The following is a 19910-nucleotide window of genomic DNA, read 5'->3' as shown; positions in this document are numbered from 1 at the left end:
GCTACACTGGCGTGCCGTGATGATCACCCTTGACCATGTCAGCAAGAAGTACAAAGCGTCGGCGCGTCCGGCGTTAGACGACGTCAACGTTAAAATCGACAAGGGTGAATTCGTCTTCCTGATCGGTCCGTCGGGCTCGGGAAAATCGACGTTCATGCGGTTGCTGCTGGCCGCAGAGACGCCGACCACCGGCGATGTGCGGGTGTCGAAGTTCCACGTCAACAAGCTGCCCGGGCGGCATGTGCCCAAGCTGCGCCAGGTGATCGGCTGCGTTTTCCAGGACTTCCGGCTGCTACAGCAAAAGACGGTGTATGAGAACGTGGCCTTCGCGCTGGAGGTCATCGGCAAGCGTGCCGACCAGATCAACCGGGTGGTGCCCGACGTGCTGGAGACGGTCGGCCTGTCCGGCAAAGCCAACCGGCTGCCACACGAACTGTCGGGCGGTGAGCAGCAGCGGGTGGCGATCGCGCGCGCGTTCGTCAACCGGCCGCTGGTCCTGCTGGCCGATGAGCCCACCGGGAACCTGGACCCCGACACCAGCAACGACATCATGGACCTGCTGGATCGGATCAACCGCACCGGGACGACGGTGCTGATGGCCACGCACGATCACCACATCGTGGACTCGATGCGGCAGCGCGTCGTGGAATTGTCGCTGGGCCGGTTGGTTCGCGACGAGCAGCGCGGCGTCTACGGGATGGACCGCTAGTGCGCTTTGGCTTCCTGCTCAACGAGGTCCTGACCGGTATTCGTCGCAATGTGACGATGACGGTTGCGATGATCCTGACGACCGCGATCTCCGTCGGCCTGTTCGGCGGCGGTCTGCTGGTGGTGCGACTGGCCGAGCATTCCCGCGCAATCTACCTCGACCGCGTCGAGACGCAGGTGTTCCTCACCGAAGACGTCTCGGCCAACGATCCGGCGTGCAGCACCAATCCGTGTAAGGGATTGCACACGAAGATCGAGGGCCGCGACGACGTCAAATCGGTTCGCTTTCTCAATCGTCAGGACGCCTACGACGACGCCATCCGAAAGTTCCCGCAGTACAAGGACGTTGCGGGCAAGGATTCGTTTCCGGCCTCGTTCATCGTCAAGTTGAACAATCCCGAGCAGCACAAGGACTTTGACGTGGCGATGCAGGGGCAGCCGGGAGTGCTCTCGGTGCTCAACCAGAAAGATCTGATCGATCGGCTGTTCGCGGTCTTGGACGGTCTGAGCAATGTCGCGTTCGCCGTCGCATTGGTGCAGGCGGTCGGCGCGATCCTGTTGATTGCCAACATGGTTCAGGTGGCGGCCTACACACGGCGCACCGAAATCGGGATCATGCGGCTGGTGGGGGCCAGTCGCTGGTATACCCAGCTGCCGTTCCTGGTGGAGGCGATGCTCGCGGCCGCTCTCGGTGTGGCGATTGCGGTCGGCGGCCTGATCGTGGTGCGCGCCCTGTTCCTGGACAACGCGTTAAACCAGTTCTACCAAGCCAATTTGATCGCCCGCGTGGACTACGCCGACATCCTTTACATCTCTCCGATCCTGTTCCTGCTCGGCGTATCGATGGCCGGGCTGACGGCGTACGCGACGCTGCGCCTCTACGTGCGGCGTTAGCTGTGGCCGCAAAGTCCGGTGGGGGTAAGGCCAGTGGTGGCAAGCGCGACGACAAAAAGATCGTGGCCACCAATCGCAAGGTCAGGCACAACTACGCGATCGAGGAGTTGTTCGAGGCAGGAGTGGCTTTGGTCGGCACCGAAGTCAAAAGCCTACGGCTGGGCCAGGCTTCGCTCGCTGATGCGTTCGCAACCGTCGACGACGGCGAAGTGTGGTTGCGTAACTTGCACATTCCCGAGTACGAGCACGGTAGCTGGACAAACCATGATCCTCGTCGCAATCGGAAGTTGTTGTTACACAGGCGACAGATCGACACACTGATCGGAAAAATTCGCGATGGTAACCTCGCCTTGGTGCCGCTGTCGTTGTATTTTTCCGAGGGCAAGGTCAAGGTCGAGCTCGCACTGGCACGAGGTAAGCGAGCGTACGACAAACGTCAGGACCTCGCCCGCCGTGATGCCCAGCGTGAAGTGGTTCGCGAACTGGGACGACGAGCAAAGGGTATGAACTGATCGGAGCCGCCTACGCCCAGCTGTCTGCCGTGTCCTACGGCGTCAGCGACTTTGTGGGCGGCGTAGCAGCGCGGCGGGTGGTCGCGCTGCGCGTGATGGTGGCGGCATACCCGGTCGAGGCCGTGCTGCTCGGGCTGATCGCACTGTGCGTGGGTGGGCCGATTCATTCCGGTGCGATCTTCTGGGGCTGCTTGTACGGCATCGGTCAGGCATTCGGCATGTGGGCGTTCTACGCGGCGCTGGGCTCCGGACCCATCTCGGTGGTCGCGCCGTTGGCGGGGGTGCTCAACGCGGCCGTGCCCGTGGCCGTCGGTGTCGCCTTCGGGGAGAGACCCGGCTCCGCGGCCTCGATAGGCGTCGTGCTGGCCATCATCGCGGTGCTGCTGGTCAGCCGGGAGGCCGGCGCCGAGGGCAAGACCCAGTTCCGGTTCACGCCCAAAGTGGCGTGGCTCACCATATTGGCCGGGTGTGCGTTCGGACTGGACCTGGTGTTCCTGCACCAGTCGCCGCACGATTCCAAGCTGTGGCCGTTGATGTTCGCGCGGCTGTCGGCGACCGTGGTGATCACCGCGCTGGCCGCCTCGAGGCGTACCTTGCGGCTGCCGCGCGGCGAATCGATGAAGCTCGCGCTGGCCATCGCGCTGCTGGACATCTGCGCCCTGGTCGCCCAGTTGATCGCGCTGCAGTCCTGGCTGCTGTCACTGGCCAGCATCATGATCTCGCTGTATCCCGCCGCCACCGTCGTCCTGGCAATGATGGTGTTGCGCGATCGAGTGAGTCGCTGCCAGAGCGTCGGCATGGTGATGGCTGGGTTCAACCACGACGGCGGTCATCCGACGGTGGCGCTACGCGTGGCGACCGGAGTGCTCACCGCGGCGCTGATCGTCATTCTCGGCCGACTCCTGCATGCCATACCCCGCACGGTTCTGGTGTCGGTCCTGCGAGAGCGGGGCTTTGTCGTTGCCCGCCTGGTGCATGCGGTGCTGGTGATCGGGCTCGGAGCGTTTGTCACCGCCTTCGGCGGATTGATCTGGACGATCGGGGCGTCGGGCATTCTGTGGATCGTCGGTCTGGTTCTGACGCGAGCGGCTAACGATCGGGCGCTAATCGGCCTAGCATCCGACCATGACTACGCGTGCTGTCACCATTCTCGACAAGTCCGATGTGCTGAACGGATTGTTCGCGGTGTGGGACTCGATCGATGCACTGCTGGCCGGGTTGCCCGAGGCGCAGTGGCGGGCCGCGACGCCGCTGCCGGGCTGGGACGTGCAGGGCGTGGTGTCGCGCACATCATCGACACCGAGTCGTTCTTGCAGGGCGTCGCGGCGCCCGAACCCGACATCGACGTCAAGGCGCTCGATCATGTGCGCAACGACATCGGGGCGATGAACGAGTGCTGGGTGCGCCACCTCGGCACCCAATCCAGCGGCGCTGTGCTGGACCGATACCGTGCGGTGACCGAAGATCGTCGCAAGGTCCTGCAGGCGATGTCGCAGGCAGACTGGAACGCCGAGACGTTCACGCCCGCGGGTCCGGAAAGTTATGGACGGTTCATGCGGATCCGGGTCTTCGACTGCTGGATGCACGAGCAAGACATCCGCGTGGCGATCGTGCGGCCGTCGTCGGATGCGGAGCTGGAGGGGGCGGCGTCGCGGCTGTCTCTGGATGAGGTCGCGGCCACTCTGGGCTTCGTCGTCGGCAAACTCGCGAAAGCGCCGAGGGGTCCCGGATCCTTTTCGACCTGACTGGTCCGCTGGCGCGCAGCATCCGGGTCAGCGTCGACGGGCGCGCGCAGGTGGTACCGGACTTCGGGGGGCAGGAACCGACGGCGACGGTCCAGGTGGACGCGTTGCAGCTCACCAGGCTCGCCGGCGGGCGCCCGATGTGCCCGGCGCGTCCGCAGGACGTCGAACTCGGCGGCGACCGGGACGTCGCGGCGCGGATCGTCGAGCGGCTCAACTTCGTGATCTGACCGCGGTCGACTTCCGCGCGAACGTCGAGTTGTTGGGCTGATGTGGCGCTGTGCGCCCAACAAGTCGACGCTCGTCGGACAACGGAACATAATCCCGTTGCCGCTGGTTAATGCTGCCGTAGAATGGAGTGTCTGCCGAAAGTCGGCAGGGTGCGAGGGGCTGAGCGGTTTCGACTTCGCGCATCGAATCAAGGGAAGCGTGCCGGTGCAGGCAAGAGACCACCGTAAGCGTCGTTGTAACCATATAAGCGCCGATTCACATCAGCGCGACTACGCTCTCGCTGCCTAAGCGAAGCTAGTCTGTCGGACCGGGCCGCCCTCGACCCGGACCCCGGCATCAGCTAGAGGGATCCACCGATGAATCCGGTCGCGGGACTCATCGGGACACCAACAGCGACTGGGATCGTCATCCTGGCTAGTTCGCGTGACCAGGAGATCCGAGCAGGGGCATAGCGAACTGCGCACGGAGAAGCCTTGAGGGAATGCCGTAGGACCCGGGTTCGACTCCCGGCAGCTCCACCACTTAACAGCAGTTCAAATCGCGTAAACTGCTCACGTAGCCGCCACGTCAACACCACGTCAAACGTAGAATGCCGTTAGCGCGCCGCCGAGCTTCTAAGACAGCCGTATCTGGTTGCGGAGCAATTCGCCGAATCCATGTCGCTCGAGGCTATAACGCATGGTGAGACCTGGTTTATTGGTCGCTAGCCATTCGCGAATTGCTTCGCTCTGCTTCTCAAACGGCGCGTCCTTGACGTGGAGCTTGCGAAGCAATACGGGAACAGTCGTTGGCGCAACACTGCCTCGCGGCCTGAGCGGAATGTCGTCGGAGAACCTACCCATCGCTCACCTCCATCTCCACGATTGGCGGCGTGCCGCTGTCGTCTACCGCGAGAATACGCGCCTCTAGACCAGGCAGCAGGAGTAACTCCATCTGGCGCGCCTCCTCCGCAGCGCCAAGCGGGGGTATCCAAACGGCCTCAGTTCCGGCTTCCACCCTGACGCGGTACAGCGCTGGCGCGGGTGCTGGCTCGGTGAATTCCTTCACGGCCACTCTGCGGTCTACTGATGTGGCGAAGAATTGGTCGATCGCAAACGTCTGGCCGGCGAGAGTATAAAGTTCGGCCAGAGACACTCCAAAGGTGACAGTGACCGATCTGATCCCTCGCCACACCACGATGGGTCGTGGATCTGGACGAAGAATTCCAGCAGTGCCCGGTAATCGGTCTCGTCTGGGTCGTAGGTGATTTCGAGTGCCTCGGCGTGGCCGGGGTGATTGCGGTAGGTGGGGTGTCTGTTGCTGCCGCCGGTGTAGCCGACACGGGTGGAGACCACACCGGGCCGCCTGCGGAACAGGTCCTCCATGCCCCAAAAGCACGCACCGGCGAGAACGGCGATTTTGTTGTGGCCGGTCATGATCTCTCCTCGCCGACGCGATCGTGTTGCTCCAACGCATCTTTGGCGAACAAGCCCAGATATTGCCCATAACCCTGGGCTTCCAAGTCGTCGCGGTGGATGAATCGCAGCGATGCTGAGTTGATGCAGTAGCGCAGCCCGCCGGCTTCGGTGGGCCCGTCCGGGAATACGTGCCCCAGATGGCTATCGGCGTGGGCGGACCGCACCTCGACCCGATTCATGAAGTGGCTGCGGTCGCGCCGCTCGACAAGGCTGTCGGCATCGATCGGCTGGGTGAAACTGGGCCAGCCGCTTCCGCTGTCGAATTTGTTCACCGAGGCGAAAAGCGGTTCGCCAGAAACAATGTCGACGTAGATGCCGGGCTCGTGGTTGTTGCAATACTCGCCGGTGAGCGGAAGCTCCGTGCCGTTCTCCTGCGTGACGTGGTACGCTCGGGGCTCAGCGCCTCAACCGCGGCAGGGCTCTTGCTGTATTGGTGTGACATGGAAATCCTCCAGCGGGCTAGTTGCGGCCGGCCATGATGCCGCCGTCGACGTTGAGAATGGCGCCGGTGACCCAGCTGGCCTCATCAGACAGCAGATACGTCACGGCGTTGGCGACGTCGGCGGGGGTGACCACTCGTCCCAGGGGATGAAGTGGCGCGAAAGTGGCAAGCGTGGCGTCAATCTCGTCCTTCGCGATGAAGCCCTCGTAGAGCGGGGTCTTGACGACGGCCGGCGCTACCGCGTTGACCCGAATCTGATGCCCGGCAAGCTCGATCGCCAGATTGTGGGTCAGCGCATGCAGCCCAGCCTTTTGCATCGAGTACACCGACGAGGGGGTCAGACCGATCGCCTGATGCGCCCACATGCTGCCGATGTTGACGGTAGCCCCGCCCTCACCCTTGGCGACCATGCCCGCGACGACGGTCTGCGTCAGGAAAAACAGGGCGTAGTTGAGTTCCATATAGGAGTCGTAGACCTGCGCGTCGTACTCGAGAAACGGCTTGGGAACGAAGAATCCGGCCGCGTTGACCAACAGCGTCGCGTCGGCGTGCTGTTCGGAAAGCACGCGCTGCACATCGGCGACCGCGCTTCGATCCGTCAACTCGGCGGTGATCCCCCAGGCCTGGCCACCCCCGGCGGTCAATTCGGCCACGGTGTCATCAACACGGCCCTTCGACCGGCCGACAATCACCGCGCTGCCGCCGTGGCGCACGAGGTCGGCGGCGACCTGTTGGCCCATACCGGCGCTGCCCCCGACGACGATGGCTTTACTTGGAACCGAAGTGCATGGTGACACCCTTCTGCTGGTCGTTGCGTGCTGGCGACATCTCGGTCGCTGAACTGCGGCCAGTCTGCTGGGCGACGGGGCGGGGTGTCATCACGCCCACGTTGTTTCACCCGGGTGAGCTCCGCGGCAAGGTCAGAGTTCCGCCACTTCGCTGAGTTGCGAACGTGCGGTGTGGGATTGGGCAGGCGCAGTCCTAGTCGCATACGGTGTTAATGATGGAAGTAAGCGGTGAGGACTGATCCCAGTGAAGCGTAGGGGCGACCTGCTGGCGGAAATGCTTGCAGCGGTCGTCGTGCTGGTGCAGTGCGCCTCCGCGCCGCCACGGCCCCCGAACCCACCATCGTCGTCTGCCACATCTTCGGCGGCGGCCAGCGTGTCGTCGGCACCTGCCCCCGCGACCGTAGCGCCGGTCACCGCCGCCGAACTCGGCGCGACCCGGCGGCCGGAATGTCCCGTCGCGCCGGGACAACTGCGACGGGTCGACGCCGCCTACATCGGTTTCGACGGCCAGACCCATCGCGGCGACCTGATCGTGCACGAAGACCTGGTGCCCGACGTGATCGCGATCTTCGAAAAGCTTTACCAGCTACGCTATCCCGTCGAGAAGATCCGCACGGTCGATCACTACCCGGACGCCGACGACGAGCTATCCATGGAGGACAACAACACGTCGGCGTTCAACTGCCGACGCATCCCAGGTACCGACGAATGGTCTCCCCATGCTTACGGCCGGGCCATCGATATCAACACGCTTGTCAACCCGTGCCTCTACGCCAGCGAGTATTTCGAACCGGTGAACGCCGCGGCTTACTTGGACCGCAGCCGCACCGACCCTGGTCTCTTGCACAGCGGCGACCCAGCGGTGCACGCCTTCACGGAACGTGGCTGGCGGTGGGGTGGCGAGTGGGCGGCTCCCCTTGACTACCAACACTTCGAGCGGACCCGAGCCCTCAAGGGCCCAGAGCCCGGGCCGCCGCCGTCGCAACCTCACCTCGCAGATCCGATATCGGTGGGCTGCCCCGGGTGTAGCTCGAGTTCGAGAGCAGAACTAGGTACGTATCCGAGCCCGGGTCTATCCAGATCGACGTTCCGGTGAATCCGGTGTGGCCGAAGCTACCGATCGGGAAAACCATGCCCCGCGGGGAAAGGACCGTATCGATGTCCCAGCCAAAGCCGCACAGGTTCTGCCCAGGGATCGCCGGATAGCGCGGCGCTAGCAGCGGATCCCGGGTATTCGGTCTCTTCGCGACGGCTTCTCGGGTGGCTTCGTTGGCTGCCTCGAGTTGGCCAGGGGTGTGTCCCGGCTGCTGCGGAGCCGTCATCAACTCCAAAGTTGGTTGCGCCAACGGGAATTCGCTCGGACGACCCGCGAGCCGGTCCAGCAAGGCTTGGGCAAAGACACCGACATCGTGGGCCGTCGAGAACACGCCGGCATGCCCGGCCACGCCACCCATGTGCCGCGCCGTCGTGTCCTGCACGGTGCCCCGCAGCAGATGATCGAGATCGGGATTCTTGCCCGGATCGGCTCTGCCCTCTTCGTCGCGCGCCGTCGGCGCGATGCGGGGCAACAAGCCGGTGCTCCAGGTACCCGCGGGACACGCGTCCGGCGCGCCACCCGTCGGCGCGTGGGCCCAGGCGATCGCAGACCCGATCGTGGTGTGCGGACCACACGCCTTGGCGGGGGGAAGGAAGTGGGTGTCGGCCATGCCGAGCGGCTCGAATACGTGTCGCTGAGCGTAGATGTCAAGTGCCTCACCCGTGATCTTCTCGACCAACGCGCCAAGCAGAATGTAATTGATATCCGAGTAGCGAAAACCCGCACCGGGGCCCGACTCCAGCGGCGTGGTGAGCGCGCGACGAATGCCTTCGGTCTTGTCGGCGCCGTCGAGCCCCCACGGATCTCCCAGATTGACATCCCCCGGTTCGCCCGACGTGTGGGTGAGCAACATGCGAACGGTCACCTTTGCGCGCCGCGGGTCGTCCACCGTGGTGAAGTCGGGCAGGTAGCGCTGGACGGGGTCGTCGAATCCGACCTTGCCTTGTTCGTATAGCTGCATGACCGCGGTCGCCGTGGCGAGGCTCTTGGTCAACGACGCCAAGTCGAAAATCGTGTCCTCGGTCATCGGCTTGGCGGGTGCAGGCAGTCCGTCCAGCCCGGGTTCGCCGGCAAGCTTGCGCCAGCCATACGCATGGCGGAAGACGACGTTGCCGTCGTGGCCGATCACAACCACCACCCCCGGCAGCTTGTTCGCGCCGATCGCATCATTGATCAGCTTGGACACAGGTGCGAAAGCGGGCGCGGTGGCCGCGTCGGGCAGCTCGGAAAGTGTTGCGGAGTACGGTGTTTGAGCCGCTGCCGATGTCTGCGTTGCACCCTGGGTTTGGCTTACTGCAGAGTGCGCCGCATCACCGCGCGAGCAACCCGCAATGAGTGCAAGGAACACGGCTGTTACGGCAGCGGCTTTTCGGAAGGTCTTTCGCATCGGTCCACCGGAATCATGGCTGCTAGCCGGATGCGCGGCGTCGTCACTCGGTATCGCCCGGCGCCGCCGGGGTTGCGGAACTCGTCGGCGTCGTGGGACTCGTTGTGGTCGCACGACTCGTGGTGGTCGTGGGGCTCGTTGTGCTCACCGGGCCCGTCGACGTCGTCGGTCGCACGGAGCTGGTAGGACTCGTCGGGCTCGTGGGGCTTGTCGGAGTCGGAGGGGTCGTGGGCGTGCTGGTCGCAAGGCCGGGCCCGACGCCACACCAGTCCGCAACGTCTTTCGGGTACTGCTCGAGCGGCGGCGGACACCGGTGCCCCGGCGGGAAATTGGCGCCGGCGTTGAGCAGATCGCAGGGCACGTAGACCTGCTTGCCCGTTTGCGTGTTGGTCAGACACTTCGTCGGCGGTTGGCCATGGGCCTGGCCGGGAACGACGGCCGCCGCCACCACCGCGGCGAGCGCCCAAACGAGACGGCGATTTGTCATCAGTCCTCACTCTGGCTGCGAAAGTTCGTCACTGGATTTGACCGGTGGTAATCCAAGCAAACCCGATTCACGTGACCGTGATGCGGTGCCGGGCTCGCATACCGTGACATGGCCGTCGCGTGACGATAGAGCCGCTCGCCCCGGCACGATCCAACCCATTGCCTTGGCGAAGCTCCGGTGCGTACCTAGCACATCGCTTTGAACAGACGGTCCTTGCAGACAGATATGAAGTAGGCGGTTCGGCAGGAGTCGGCGCAGCTAGACCACAAAACGACGATTCACCAAATCTGCATCCAGCGGGGTGCCGCAGATCTCGAGTTCGGCGTGGGCACGGTCGTGTGGCGGCTCGATTCGGCTGTTTGCCGCGGAATTCATCGAGCTGTTCATTGAGATGGACGACACTTCCCTTCTGAGGCGAACGTTCCCCTCTACCGCCTGAGGTTTCGGTTCAGGTTTAACGGCGGCAAGACCGGGTCCGGACAGGCTGCCGAGAAGTCGCCAGGCACCTGCCGAAGGCGGCCCCCATAGGAAACCGGTACCACGCTTCTGCCGTTCGGCAGCCAACCCGCCATGTGAACTATCTTTCGCCAAATTCCCGCCGCCTGCGTTTTCACGGATTACCGTGTTGCCCCGAAACAGGTATGGCTGGAGGCAGCGGGAGGTCGCGATGGGCTCATCACGACGAAAGAACAGCTCGCCATCCTCGGGAGGTGGCGCTGTCATCTTGCTTTTGGGCCTAGGGGTGTGCGCATTGGCGTGGCCTTACTGGGGCGGTACCTATCTCGCCGTGCGCATGGGTGCTGAAAACCCGTCCACTACTCGCTCAGTCGTGGGATGGGTTTTCGAAGTCCTATGGCTTGGATTCCTGGCCGCGATGCTTATCGGCTGGATCGTCACCAAGTCTCGGCGCAACAGCCCGAAGTCCAACATCGACGTTACCTGGCCGCACCCACCCGTGTGTCCCCCTCAAGGTATCCCGCCTGCGGCTGTGAGCAGGCGCCGACGACCATCCATTCCATACGTCGGCCTTACTCGCAAGATCACACCTTTTCCCACCACCAACGTCACGTTCACAGAAGTGGACCTGGAAACAACGGGGCTGGATTCAGACACTGACCGGATTGTTGAGGTCGGCCTGGTCAAGTTCTCCGCAGATGGGAAAACAATCCATGAGTTCGCGACGCTGGTAAACAATCCTGGCTCGAGCACTGACGCCGTCGCCATCCACCACATCCGTGATAGCGATCTGGTGGGTGCACCGTGCATCGAAGATGTGCTCCCCGAAGTATTCGCGTTCATGTCTGACACAGTCGTTGTCGGCCATAACTTCTCGTTCGAAAACGAATTTTTGTCGGCGGCCGCCTTACGAGCAGCAATTCCCTTACCCCGTGTCGTCGGTGTCTGTACGCTAGATGCTTGCCGCAATCACCTCGACGGCAGGGCCTTCAGCTTGCCGGTGATGTACAAAACTGCGACGGGTGAATGGGCTCATGACAGACACGCGGCGCTAGGTGACGCACGGGCTGTGAAGGAGGTTCTGCTATGGCTTCTACGCAAGGCCCCCTCTGCTATGTACTTCACCCAGGACCCACACGGCGGTCCGCCTTCCGCCGTATCTGAGACCTGTCAGATCCGCTGTCGCCCAGTACCTCTCGTACGCGCCTCGATGGACAATCTTCTGGCTTCGTTTCCACAATCACCTAGGCCCCGCAAGGGCAATCCGCAAGTCGTCCAAGACTACCGGCGGCTCCTAGACACATCGGTCGACGACAGCCGCCTCACGATGCAAGAAGCGTCCGATTTAACTCGCATAGCCATGGCCACAGGTCTGACCGGCACGCAACTCCGGCAGCTTCACCGGCGGGCCTGGGACACTGCCTTCAACAACGAGAAGGACGTGCCATGGACCGCTTTGACACCGGTGCGGCGGCGAGAAATGTTCCTATTGGCCGATGCTCTTGGTCTCACAGACGTAGCGGGCAGGGTCAACGCGGTTATTGCCGATTGCTCAGAGCCAGAGCCACGACCCGAGGCCAGGTACCTGCGCGGGCTTCGAATCGCCGTCGTGGGCGAGGACACGGAGATCATTGCGTTACGTGAACGCGCCGAATTCTATGGAGCAAAGCTGGCGGTGAACGTCACGAAAACCGTTCAATGGCTCGCCACAACGACGCCAGACGCCCTCGACTCTCGGCATGAGTCAGCGCGCAAACTGGGCATTCCGATGCTGACCCCTGCGCTCGCCCAGGCTCGCCTCAACGAAGCGATCCAAGATGCCGAGCTGAAAGCCTATGAGCGCCAACGCGAGATAGACGAGTTCGCCGCGATGCGCCGCCAGCGATTGGACGCATTGGAAAGGAGAGGCCGCGATGGACGCCATCCCGGCGATCGAGGATCAATTTCATGCGCTACAGCCCGCCTGCAGCGCCCAGCGGGTGCCGAGCGGCAGTACATGCGGTGCGCCGGCGGTGGCGGTCGCCGAGATCCACGCCATCGACGGATGCGACCAGATGGGGCTAAGCCCAGACGGCGACCTCGTCGAGGCGCTCTGTCAAGACTGTCTGGCTACCGTGCAATGGGCGATGGCGACCTACGTGGGCGACAAGCGCGCTGTGGCGTCCAGATGGGGCACTCGTCCGGTGTGCACCACCTGCGGGCGCCCCACTGGATACTTGCGCAGCTTCGCTGTGCGGCCGATCGGGACCGAGGCGCCGAAATCATGACCCGAATACGGGTGAGCGCCCGTGACCGGCAGGCAGCCGCCGCCGCCGACCAACAGTGTCGTTTATGCGTCGGCGTCTGCCTAACTCCTAGTGATCACCTAGATTCATTGACCCGCGGAGCGCCCGCTTCTGCGGGGCACACAGGCCGTCCCTCAACTAACAGAGTGCACGATGAGCCCGGTCCGGAAGTATTGACATGAGCGCACCCGCCACGGTGTGGGGTTCACCGCGCCCCGGTCTAAGAGCAGCCAGGGCACGAAAAAGTCGACGGCACGCACGCCGCGCGGGCGCCGTCGTTGACGTCGTCCAGGACGGTCCGAGCATGGCCGGTCGCATCGCCTGGCTGAGCGCCCGGCTGATGATCCGGCCCACCTTGAGTGTGGGAAGCTACTTGCCCTCGGCGCCGTGGCCCTGGGGCGTCGTCGAGATCGCCGCCCGCGCCGTCACGCCGCCGCCGGGCACGGAACGCACCGGCATCGCGCTGGCGCATTGCACCGCGCAGCTAATCCGCGCCGCCGGAGTGCTACCGGTCGACGGCACCCGCCGGGTCGTGCTGTATCTGCATGGCGGGGCCTTCCTCACCTGCGGCGCCTACTCACACGGCCGGCTGGTGAGCACGCTGTCCAGGTTCGCAGACAGCTCTGTACTGGTACCCAATTACCGTAAGATTACGCAACATTCGATCAGCGACGCGATCGACGACTGCTACGACGGCTACCGATGGTTGCGCCAAAGAGGTTACCAACCCGACCAGATCGTGCTGGCCGGCGATTCCGCGGGCGGCTACCTGGCGCTGGCGCTGGCCCAGCGTCTGCTCGAGTGCGATGAGCAACCGGCGGCGCTGGTGGCAATGTCACCGCTGCTGCAACTGGCCACACGACCCAAGACGACCCACCCCAACATCGACTCTGATGCGATGTTTGGGCCCAGAGCCTCCGCCGCTTTCCACGGCTTGATCACCCGCGCCGCAGCCCACCGCGACGCCACTGGGCATCCTGATGCGCTCTACGAGCCACTCGATCACATCGAACCCGGCCTTCCACCCACGATGATCCATGTGTCCGGTAGTGAGGTACTGCTCCACGATGCACAGTTGGCGGCCCAACGACTGGCCACCGCCGGCGTGCCAGTCGAAGTGCAGGTGTGGCCGGGCCAAATCCACGTGTTCCAATTCGCCGCGCCGCTGATCCCCGAAGCCATCCGCTCGCTGCGACAAATTGGCCGCTACATCCGCGAAGCAACCGGATAACCAAGAACCCGAAGGCTTTCGAAGCTGGATTTCTCGGTGTTGCCGGTCCACCCCTGCTGCCGCCGATCCGCCCAGCAATGCGTCGTACTCACCCGGGTGAATTAGCTCGCCGGGTGATGACGACTCATCTCGCGACGATAAATGCTGGTTGCGCAGTTCGCGAGCGGAGGACAAATGCAGCCGACGACGTACCGGATGTGCATTCAAGGCCGCTTGACCGACCGGCTCGGATGCGCGTTTGAAGGGATGCGCTTCGAGGCTGGCGCGAACGAAACCGTGTTCACCGGTGAAATCCGCGACCAGTCACAGCTTTACGGACTTCTCGACCGGGTCCGCGAGCTAGGCCTCGAACTCGTCAGCGTACAACCGCAGCCCGCGGTCGAGCCGACGACCACAACCCACATTAGAAAGGACCTGTAATGCGAGCCATCACCGTTTCGGATCATGACGCCGGCGTCGCCGGCTTCTCGCTGACGGAGCTTCCTTACCCGCAAGCGGCCGACAACGACGTCATCGTCCGCGTACACGCCGCGGGTTTCACCAGCGGAGAGCTCGACTGGCCGCACACCTGGATCGACCACGCAGGTCGTGACCGCACTCCGAGCGTCCCCGGCCACGAGCTGTCCGGGGTCGTGGCCGAGTTGGGCTATGGCACCACGAGTTTGACCGTGGGTCAGCGGGTGTTCGGGCTCGCCGACTGGGCTCGCAACGGCTCACTGGCGGAGTACACCGCTGTGGACGCCCGCAATCTCGCACCGTTGCCGATCGATGTTGATCACACGGTGGCCGCGGCGTTACCAATCTCCGGATTGACCGCCTGGCAAGCCCTGTTCGACCACGGCCGCCTCGCCGCCGGACAGATAGTCCTGATCCACGGCGTCGCGGGCGGGGTCGGGTCGATCGCGGTGCAGCTGGCTCGCGAGGTCGGTGCGCGCGCCATCGGCACCGGCCGAGCCGCGGATCGAGACCGCGCGCTGGAACTGGGCACCCACACGTTTGTCGATCTGGACACCGAAAAGCTGGAGGACGCAGGCGAAGTCGACCTGGTGTTCGATGTGATCGGCAACGAGGTCCTCGATCGGTCGGCCGACCTGGTGCGGCCCGGCGAAACACTTGTCACCATCGCCGAGCCACCGAAGCACCAGCCGCACGACGGGCGGGCACTTTTCTTCCTCGTCGAGCCCGATCGCGCTCGGCTCGCCGACCTCGTCGCGCGAGTACGCGATGGGTGCCTCAAACCGGTGGTGGGTGCCGTGCTGCCACTCGCCGAGGCTGCCGCCGCATTCGCGCCAGGCAAGCGCATCCCCGGCAAGACGATCCTGCGCGTAGCCGAAGACTGAAAACGATCCGTCGAACCTGCTGGCGTACAACGTGGCTCGGGTCTGTGCGGTCATTCCGGATCGCGCTATCACAGCCACTAGTCGTCAAACACCCCAAGGGAAGGCGGCTAAACATGGCCTTGAAGATGCCACTCGCCGCACTGACAGTTGCGGTGATGCTCGCAGCTGCGGCACACGCCGAGTCAGCTCCAAAGAATTCGGATCAAAACCCGGTTGTCCGCGAGGTTTTCAATCAACCTGCCAATCTTCCGGGCAAATCACTTGAAGCAGTGACCGTCAGCTACGCGCCCGGAGCTAAGAGCGGAGCCCACCATCATGCGAAATCAGCCTTCATCATGGCGTACGTGATCTCCGGAGCAATCCGAAGCCAAGTCGACGCTGAGCCGGAACGGGTCTATCACGCCGGCGAGACATGGAGTGAAGCCCCCGGCGCGCACCACACGATCAGTGAGAATGCCAGCATCACCGAACCCGCTGAATTGCTCGCCGTTTTCCTGCTCGATACCGGAGACGGGCCGCTTACCACGGACGACAACCCAAGAAAATGATCTGTCGCAAGCCGGTGCGGCCCCTGACGATCCGACGCGAGTCGGCTTGTTGTGACGGGTGACGCGCACTCAACCACACCTGGACGTACCGATCATCGGAAATGAGGGGAGACGTGACCGGCAAAGAGTTTGTCGTGGTCGTCGTAGGCGGCGGGGTGGGTGGTGTGGCCACCGTGCGAAAGCTTGCGTCCGCAGGCTTTTCGGTAGCGCTCGTGGAGGATCGTCTAGTCGGCGGGGAATGCCACTACTTCGCCTGCAACCCGAGCAAGACACTGATTCGGCCGATCGCGGTGTGCAATCTCGCGAAGGCGGTCCCCGTTGTGCGAGAAGCTATTTCGGGTGGCGCAATAGACGTTGCGGCCGTCTTCGCGAAACGGGACGCGATCATAGAACACCTCTCCGACGAAGACCGAACAGCATCACTACGGCAAGCCGGTGTAGCAGTGTTTCACGGACGCGCCCGGTTGGCCGGCGAACGAACAGTGCGGGTGGCCTATGCCTCGGGAGGTACCACCGAGGCGGTCTTGACTGCACGACACGCGGTTGTTGTGGCGTCCGGCACTCGTCCTAACGTGCTGGCCATACCTGGGTTGTTGCACGCACGCCCGTAAACCAATCGGGACTTGACAACGATGACTCAAGTGCCATCTCGCGCACTGGTGCTGGGTGGTGGCCCGGTCGGTGTCGAGTTCGCGACCATACTCGCCGGTTTGGGATCCGCGGTAACGCTGCTGGTGCGTGGGAACGCCCTGCTTCCCAACTTCGAACCCGAAGCACGTGACCTGGTGGCGCAGTCACTGCGAAGCAAAGGCGTGACGATTCACTTTGAGACGGAGCTGTTGGCGGTAGCCCGCCCCGTGCCGGGCGGGCCCGTTACCGCGACGTTCCATCGCCAGACCATCGAGGTTGACGAGATCGTCCTGGCCGCCGGGTGGTGCACGAATACCGACAACCTCGGACTGGAAACCGTTGAGCTGCCGGGCCGGGTCATTTCTGTGAACGATCATCTCCAGGCGATCGGTGTGACGGGCGGTTGGCTCTACGCCCTGGGAGATACCACCGGACGGGCGCGGCTGTCTCATATCTCCACGTACCACGGTCGTCTCGTGGCCGAGATCATCGCGGCTCGGGCCGAGGGGTGTAACTGTGCGGCACCGAGCTGGCCGCCCGCGACGTCGGCAGTCTTGCGCAAGTTATCTTCACCGAGCCTCAAGTGGCCCGGGCGGGACGCACGGAAAGTCAGGCCCGCGCAGAAGGTTTCGCAGTAAGAACGCGAACTGCTCGTTACCCCGACACGGTGTCACACCTCGCGCTTTACCGGGATGGCTTCGATGGATGGGCGAAATTGGTCATTGACGCCGAGACCAACACACTGCTGGGAGCAACCTTTGTCGGGCCGGAGTTCTCCGAATGGGTTCAAGCCGCCACCCTGGCTATCGTCGCAAAAATCCCAGTGAGTCTGCTACGCCATGCTGTCGCGCCACAACCAACCGTCAATCAAGTCTGGGATCCGCTTCTCGCGGAAGAATCCGAACTCGCCCCACTACTGAAAAGTGGGGAACAGGGCGCTCGGGCGAATTGCCTTGTCTATCAGCCTCGTTGAAACTCGACCTTTGAGAGGACTCTCAATGACCTACGACTGGCCGGTCGTCTCGCTGTGACCATGGTGGTAGCGGGTGTGCGCACGCTCGGCGGCAAAGTGGAGATGCTCGGCGTCGACGATCCGCGCCCGTTGGCGGCCGAAGAGGTGCTCATCGAGGTTCGTAGCGCTGGGATTGGCAACTGGGACAATATCATTCGCGCCGGAGGTTGGGACGTTGGCGCGAAGCCGCCGATGACGCTCGGCGTCGAGGCTGCCGGGATCATCAAGGCGGTCGGTGACCGGCCGGGCGGATTCAGTGTGAACGATGCGGTGCTGTGCCACCCTGTGCCGCTGCGCGACCAAGGCACGTGGGCACCGCGACTGATCGCACCCGTGGGATCGCTTGCCCACAAACCGCCCGCGATTCTGTGGGAGACCGCAGCGATCTTTCCGGTGCCGGCGTTGACCGCCGAGCAGGTGATCGGCGAGGCGTTGGCGCTTCGTGTTGGAGAAACGTTGCTCGTTCACGGCGCGGGCGGAATCACCGGCGGGCTCATAGTCCAGTTGGCCGCCCTGCGCGGACTCGATGTGCTCGCCACCGTAAGCCCGCGCAGCAGGAACCGGGTCCGCGGGTATGGCGCCCGCGAGGTGATCGACTACCGCGACCCAGTTCGGCCACGACTCGCAAGGAAGTTGGCGAAGGACTCAATCCAAGCCCTCGCCAACGCGGCCCCCCGGGGGTGCTGCCGCGGCGATGACTGCGCTTGCCGACGGCGGCCGGCTGGCCACCATCACCCCCGACCCACCCGCATCCACTCGCGGTATCAGCGTGACCGCGGTCTACGTCCGTTCCGACGGCGCCCAACTCAACCGCCTGACCGCGCTTCGGGACTCCCATCGATTGCGCATGCCAACCCCGCGCAGCTGCAACCTGGATCAGGCCGTCCACGCCCTCACGGACGTCGTCGCAGGACACGAGTCCAACGGAGTAGTCATCACGCCCAAGGAGTCTCGCGATGACCGCGTCACTGCTGGCATCGACGCGGCCCCGATTCCATCGAGAGAGGTCGATGCATGAGAAGCGATTACCCCACCGCCGCGTCCGCGGGCACTCTGGAACTCGGTGGCCGCCTCACCGTCAACCGCCTGGGTTTTGGAACGATGCGACTAACCGGGCCCGGTAACTGGGGGCCGCCCCGTGACCGCGCTCAGGCGCACGCGGTTTTGCGCCGCGCGGTCGAGCGGGGCGTCACATTCATTGACACCGCAGACTCTTTCGGCCCGTTCATCGCTGAGGAGTTGATTCGCACCGCCCTGCACCCCTACCCCGCCGACCTCGTCGTGGCCACCAAGGCCGGATTCTTGCGGACCCGCCCCGACCCGACGAACACACCGTCACCGGAATCCTGGACTCCGCTAGGCAAACCCGAGTATCTGCGCCAACAGGTCGAGATGAGCTTGCGCAGGCGCGACACCGACTGCATCCACCTGTTCCAGCTGCACCGCGTCGATCCCGACTATCCCCTGGAAGACCAGGTCGGCGAACTCGCCGACTTGAAGGCCGAAGGCAAGATCGGGCTGATCGGTCTGTCCGAGGTCAGCGTCGATCAGCTCGAGGCGGCACTGAACATCACCGCGATCGCCTCCGTGCAGAACATGTACAACCTCACCGCACGCGACGCCGAGCCTCTCGTGAACGCCTGCACCCAGCACGGCATTGCGTTTATCCCGTGGTTTCCACTAGCTGCCGGCCCGCTGGCTGCTAGCGACGGTCCGTTGCGGAAGATCGCAGCCGCACACCAGGCCAGCCCATCGCAGTTGGCACTGGCCTGGCTGCTCGCGCGCTCACCGATCATGCTGCCGATCCCGGGCACGTCCTCGGTGGAGCATCTCGACGAAAACATCGCTGCCGCGTCGGTGGCCCTCGCCGATGACGACCTCAAAGCACTCAGCGCCCTCTAGTTCCGCCACCGCCTAACAACACGAAGGAGTCTTGAGATGACTACCAGTACTCGCATCCTTACCGGAGTGGGCGCTCACATCGCTCCGGGATACGCCGACGCTATTGTCGTGTCCGGCGGTGGCACACAGATTTTCGTCTCTGGAACACCCGGGCTGCGCGCAGACGGCTCCACGCCTGAGGACTTCACCGACGAAGCCCGACAGTGCTGGGGCAACGTCGAAAGCGCGCTCGCCAAGGCCGGTGCCAAGCTCACCGACATTGTGTACATGCGCCAATGGCTCCCAGCCGCGACAATGTGGCCGCCTACCTGGCGGTAAGCAAAGAGATCATCCACCACGAACCCGCCGCGATGCTCAGCATCATCGACGGACTGGTGTGGCCCAACCTGCGCGTGGAAGTTGAAGTTATCGCCATCTTGGCGGCCTAAACGGTTGGAGCGCGCGAACATTCCGCCGCGCCGAACGGATTCCGCTCGACTGCGTGTTGCATTTCGACCGGCGGCGAGTGGGCCCGCCACGCCGAGGTGGTGCCGGTCACCCCAAGCGCGACCGAAATTTCCAGAAGGACAATCATGAACGGCGATTACGGCGAATCGTGGCCCGGTAATACCCTGGGTCGCAGCGGATCCCGAGATTCCGATGACGGGCGCAATGACAACGGCCAGAAAGCGATCACCAGCCGCGACATTGATGCGTTGGTGCAGCTCAAGGCTTTGCGAAAGGCGCTCTGAGACAACGCCGATGACCGACGCACGCAACAGG

At 63.8% G+C, this 19910-nt stretch carries 19 protein-coding genes, 1 other RNA gene and 8 pseudogenes; 21 read left to right on the top strand and 7 right to left on the bottom strand.

Translation table 11 applies throughout. From position 1 onward, the window contains the following. Positions 1-19 precede the first annotated feature (19 nt). The 6 genes and pseudogenes from ftsE to ssrA all read left to right on the top strand — a co-directional run bounded on the left by ftsE (position 20) and on the right by ssrA (position 4608). The gene (gene ftsE, locus T428_RS0105220; protein WP_025735640.1) at positions 20-709 is read left to right on the top strand and encodes a cell division ATP-binding protein FtsE; all 690 of its coding nucleotides are present in this window, start codon (positions 20-22) and stop codon (positions 707-709) included. After that, entirely contained in the window at positions 709-1602 is an 894-nt protein-coding gene (ftsX, locus tag T428_RS0105215; protein ID WP_025735639.1) for a permease-like cell division protein FtsX, read from the top strand. The genes ftsE and ftsX overlap by 1 nt, the downstream gene beginning before the upstream one ends. Positions 1603-1604: 2 nt before the next feature. Further along, positions 1605-2114 carry an SsrA-binding protein SmpB gene (gene smpB / locus T428_RS0105210; RefSeq protein ID WP_025735638.1) on the top strand — a complete coding sequence of 170 codons (510 nt, stop codon included), beginning with the start codon at positions 1605-1607 and terminating at the stop codon, positions 2112-2114. Further along, positions 2111-2923, top strand: a pseudogene (locus T428_RS25795) (EamA family transporter); the annotation flags it as partial. The gene smpB and the pseudogene T428_RS25795, both read left to right, overlap by 4 nt. Before the next feature lie 316 nt (positions 2924-3239). Further along, a pseudogene (locus T428_RS25790) lies at positions 3240-4086 on the top strand (maleylpyruvate isomerase family mycothiol-dependent enzyme). A 156-nt stretch (positions 4087-4242) separates the two neighbouring features. Beyond that, positions 4243-4608, top strand: a transfer-messenger RNA (tmRNA) gene (gene ssrA / locus T428_RS31675). Between the two features lie 654 nt (positions 4609-5262). Here ssrA and T428_RS25785 read toward each other — a convergent pair. The 3 genes and pseudogenes from T428_RS25785 to T428_RS25775 form a co-directional block, all read right to left on the bottom strand. Continuing rightward, positions 5263-5502: pseudogene (locus T428_RS25785) on the bottom strand (peptide-methionine (S)-S-oxide reductase); the annotation flags it as partial. After that, positions 5499-5986 (bottom strand): annotated as a pseudogene (gene msrB, locus T428_RS25780) (peptide-methionine (R)-S-oxide reductase MsrB). The pseudogenes msrB and T428_RS25785, both read right to left, overlap by 4 nt. A 17-nt stretch (positions 5987-6003) precedes the next feature. Beyond that, positions 6004-6726, bottom strand: a complete 723-nt coding sequence (locus tag T428_RS25775) for an SDR family NAD(P)-dependent oxidoreductase (RefSeq protein WP_051465130.1) — start codon at positions 6724-6726, stop codon at positions 6004-6006. Positions 6727-7048: 322 nt separating this feature from the next. On the opposite strand from T428_RS25775, the pseudogene T428_RS31670 reads away from it, so the two are divergent. Continuing rightward, positions 7049-7714 (top strand): annotated as a pseudogene (locus T428_RS31670) (M15 family metallopeptidase); the annotation flags it as partial. A gap of 10 nt (positions 7715-7724) precedes the next feature. Here T428_RS31670 and T428_RS0105175 read toward each other — a convergent pair. From T428_RS0105175 to T428_RS32585, 3 genes are all read right to left on the bottom strand, one after another. Further along, a complete protein-coding gene (locus tag T428_RS0105175; protein WP_084298632.1) occupies positions 7725-9257 on the bottom strand; it encodes a serine hydrolase domain-containing protein in 1533 nt (510 codons plus the stop codon). Then, entirely contained in the window at positions 9224-9523 is a 300-nt protein-coding gene (locus T428_RS0105170) for a hypothetical protein (protein ID WP_025735633.1), read from the bottom strand. The genes T428_RS0105175 and T428_RS0105170 overlap by 34 nt, the downstream gene beginning before the upstream one ends. Positions 9524-10002: 479 nt before the next feature. After that, positions 10003-10467 carry a hypothetical protein gene (locus T428_RS32585; protein WP_156942863.1) on the bottom strand — a complete coding sequence of 155 codons (465 nt, stop codon included), beginning with the start codon at positions 10465-10467 and terminating at the stop codon, positions 10003-10005. Here T428_RS32585 and T428_RS35960 point away from each other — a divergent pair. Then, positions 10412-11221 (top strand): annotated as a pseudogene (locus T428_RS35960) (3'-5' exonuclease); the annotation flags it as partial. The gene T428_RS32585 and the pseudogene T428_RS35960 sit on opposite strands and share 56 nt — an antisense overlap. Before the next feature lie 723 nt (positions 11222-11944). Here T428_RS35960 and T428_RS32580 read toward each other — a convergent pair. Next, positions 11945-12124, bottom strand: a complete 180-nt coding sequence (locus tag T428_RS32580; protein ID WP_156942862.1) for a hypothetical protein — start codon at positions 12122-12124, stop codon at positions 11945-11947. Here T428_RS32580 and T428_RS0105150 point away from each other — a divergent pair. The 13 genes and pseudogenes from T428_RS0105150 to T428_RS32575 all read left to right on the top strand — a co-directional run bounded on the left by T428_RS0105150 (position 12114) and on the right by T428_RS32575 (position 19879). Beyond that, positions 12114-12467, top strand: coding sequence for a hypothetical protein (locus tag T428_RS0105150; protein ID WP_025735631.1), 354 nt, complete (start codon positions 12114-12116; stop codon positions 12465-12467). The genes T428_RS32580 and T428_RS0105150 overlap by 11 nt on opposite strands. 196 nt (positions 12468-12663) lie before the next feature. Next, complete coding sequence (locus T428_RS0105145) at positions 12664-13716, top strand: alpha/beta hydrolase (RefSeq protein ID WP_025735630.1); 1053 nt, start codon at positions 12664-12666, stop codon at positions 13714-13716. A 174-nt stretch (positions 13717-13890) separates the two neighbouring features. Beyond that, on the top strand, positions 13891-14136 hold the full coding sequence (locus T428_RS0105140; protein WP_025735629.1) for a hypothetical protein: 246 nt from the start codon (positions 13891-13893) through the stop codon (positions 14134-14136). Beyond that, entirely contained in the window at positions 14136-15056 is a 921-nt protein-coding gene (locus T428_RS0105135) for an NADP-dependent oxidoreductase (protein ID WP_025735628.1), read from the top strand. The genes T428_RS0105140 and T428_RS0105135 overlap by 1 nt, the downstream gene beginning before the upstream one ends. A 113-nt stretch (positions 15057-15169) precedes the next feature. Next, positions 15170-15604: a cupin domain-containing protein gene (locus tag T428_RS0105130; protein ID WP_025735627.1), complete on the top strand. Its 435-nt coding sequence runs from the start codon at positions 15170-15172 to the stop codon at positions 15602-15604. A 101-nt stretch (positions 15605-15705) separates the two neighbouring features. Continuing rightward, positions 15706-16872, top strand: a pseudogene (locus T428_RS25770) (FAD-dependent oxidoreductase). Further along, a complete protein-coding gene (locus T428_RS34040; protein ID WP_245604799.1) occupies positions 16818-17207 on the top strand; it encodes a hypothetical protein in 390 nt (129 codons plus the stop codon). Before T428_RS25770 ends, T428_RS34040 begins: the two are co-directional and overlap by 55 nt. Before the next feature lie 60 nt (positions 17208-17267). Further along, positions 17268-17474 (top strand): annotated as a pseudogene (locus tag T428_RS34035) (alcohol dehydrogenase catalytic domain-containing protein); the annotation flags it as partial. 466 nt (positions 17475-17940) lie between these two features. Then, positions 17941-18264 carry a hypothetical protein gene (locus tag T428_RS34030; protein ID WP_025735625.1) on the top strand — a complete coding sequence of 108 codons (324 nt, stop codon included), beginning with the start codon at positions 17941-17943 and terminating at the stop codon, positions 18262-18264. Beyond that, on the top strand, positions 18261-19148 hold the full coding sequence (locus tag T428_RS0105110) for an aldo/keto reductase (protein WP_025735624.1): 888 nt from the start codon (positions 18261-18263) through the stop codon (positions 19146-19148). The genes T428_RS34030 and T428_RS0105110 overlap by 4 nt, the downstream gene beginning before the upstream one ends. Before the next feature lie 36 nt (positions 19149-19184). Continuing rightward, positions 19185-19466, top strand: a complete 282-nt coding sequence (locus T428_RS25760; protein WP_245604798.1) for a Rid family hydrolase — start codon at positions 19185-19187, stop codon at positions 19464-19466. Beyond that, complete coding sequence (locus tag T428_RS35270; protein ID WP_281173688.1) at positions 19445-19576, top strand: hypothetical protein; 132 nt, start codon at positions 19445-19447, stop codon at positions 19574-19576. Before T428_RS25760 ends, T428_RS35270 begins: the two co-directional genes overlap by 22 nt. A 144-nt stretch (positions 19577-19720) precedes the next feature. After that, a complete protein-coding gene (locus tag T428_RS32575) occupies positions 19721-19879 on the top strand; it encodes a hypothetical protein (protein WP_156942861.1) in 159 nt (52 codons plus the stop codon). The last annotated feature ends 31 nt before the right edge of the window (positions 19880-19910 follow it).

The sequence above is a fragment of the Mycobacterium genavense ATCC 51234 genome (assembly GCF_000526915.1).
In the GTDB taxonomy this organism is placed as follows: domain Bacteria; phylum Actinomycetota; class Actinomycetes; order Mycobacteriales; family Mycobacteriaceae; genus Mycobacterium; species Mycobacterium genavense.
The sequence above is the reverse complement of the archived record's forward strand: the minus strand, read 5'-3'. Positions and strand labels throughout refer to the sequence as shown.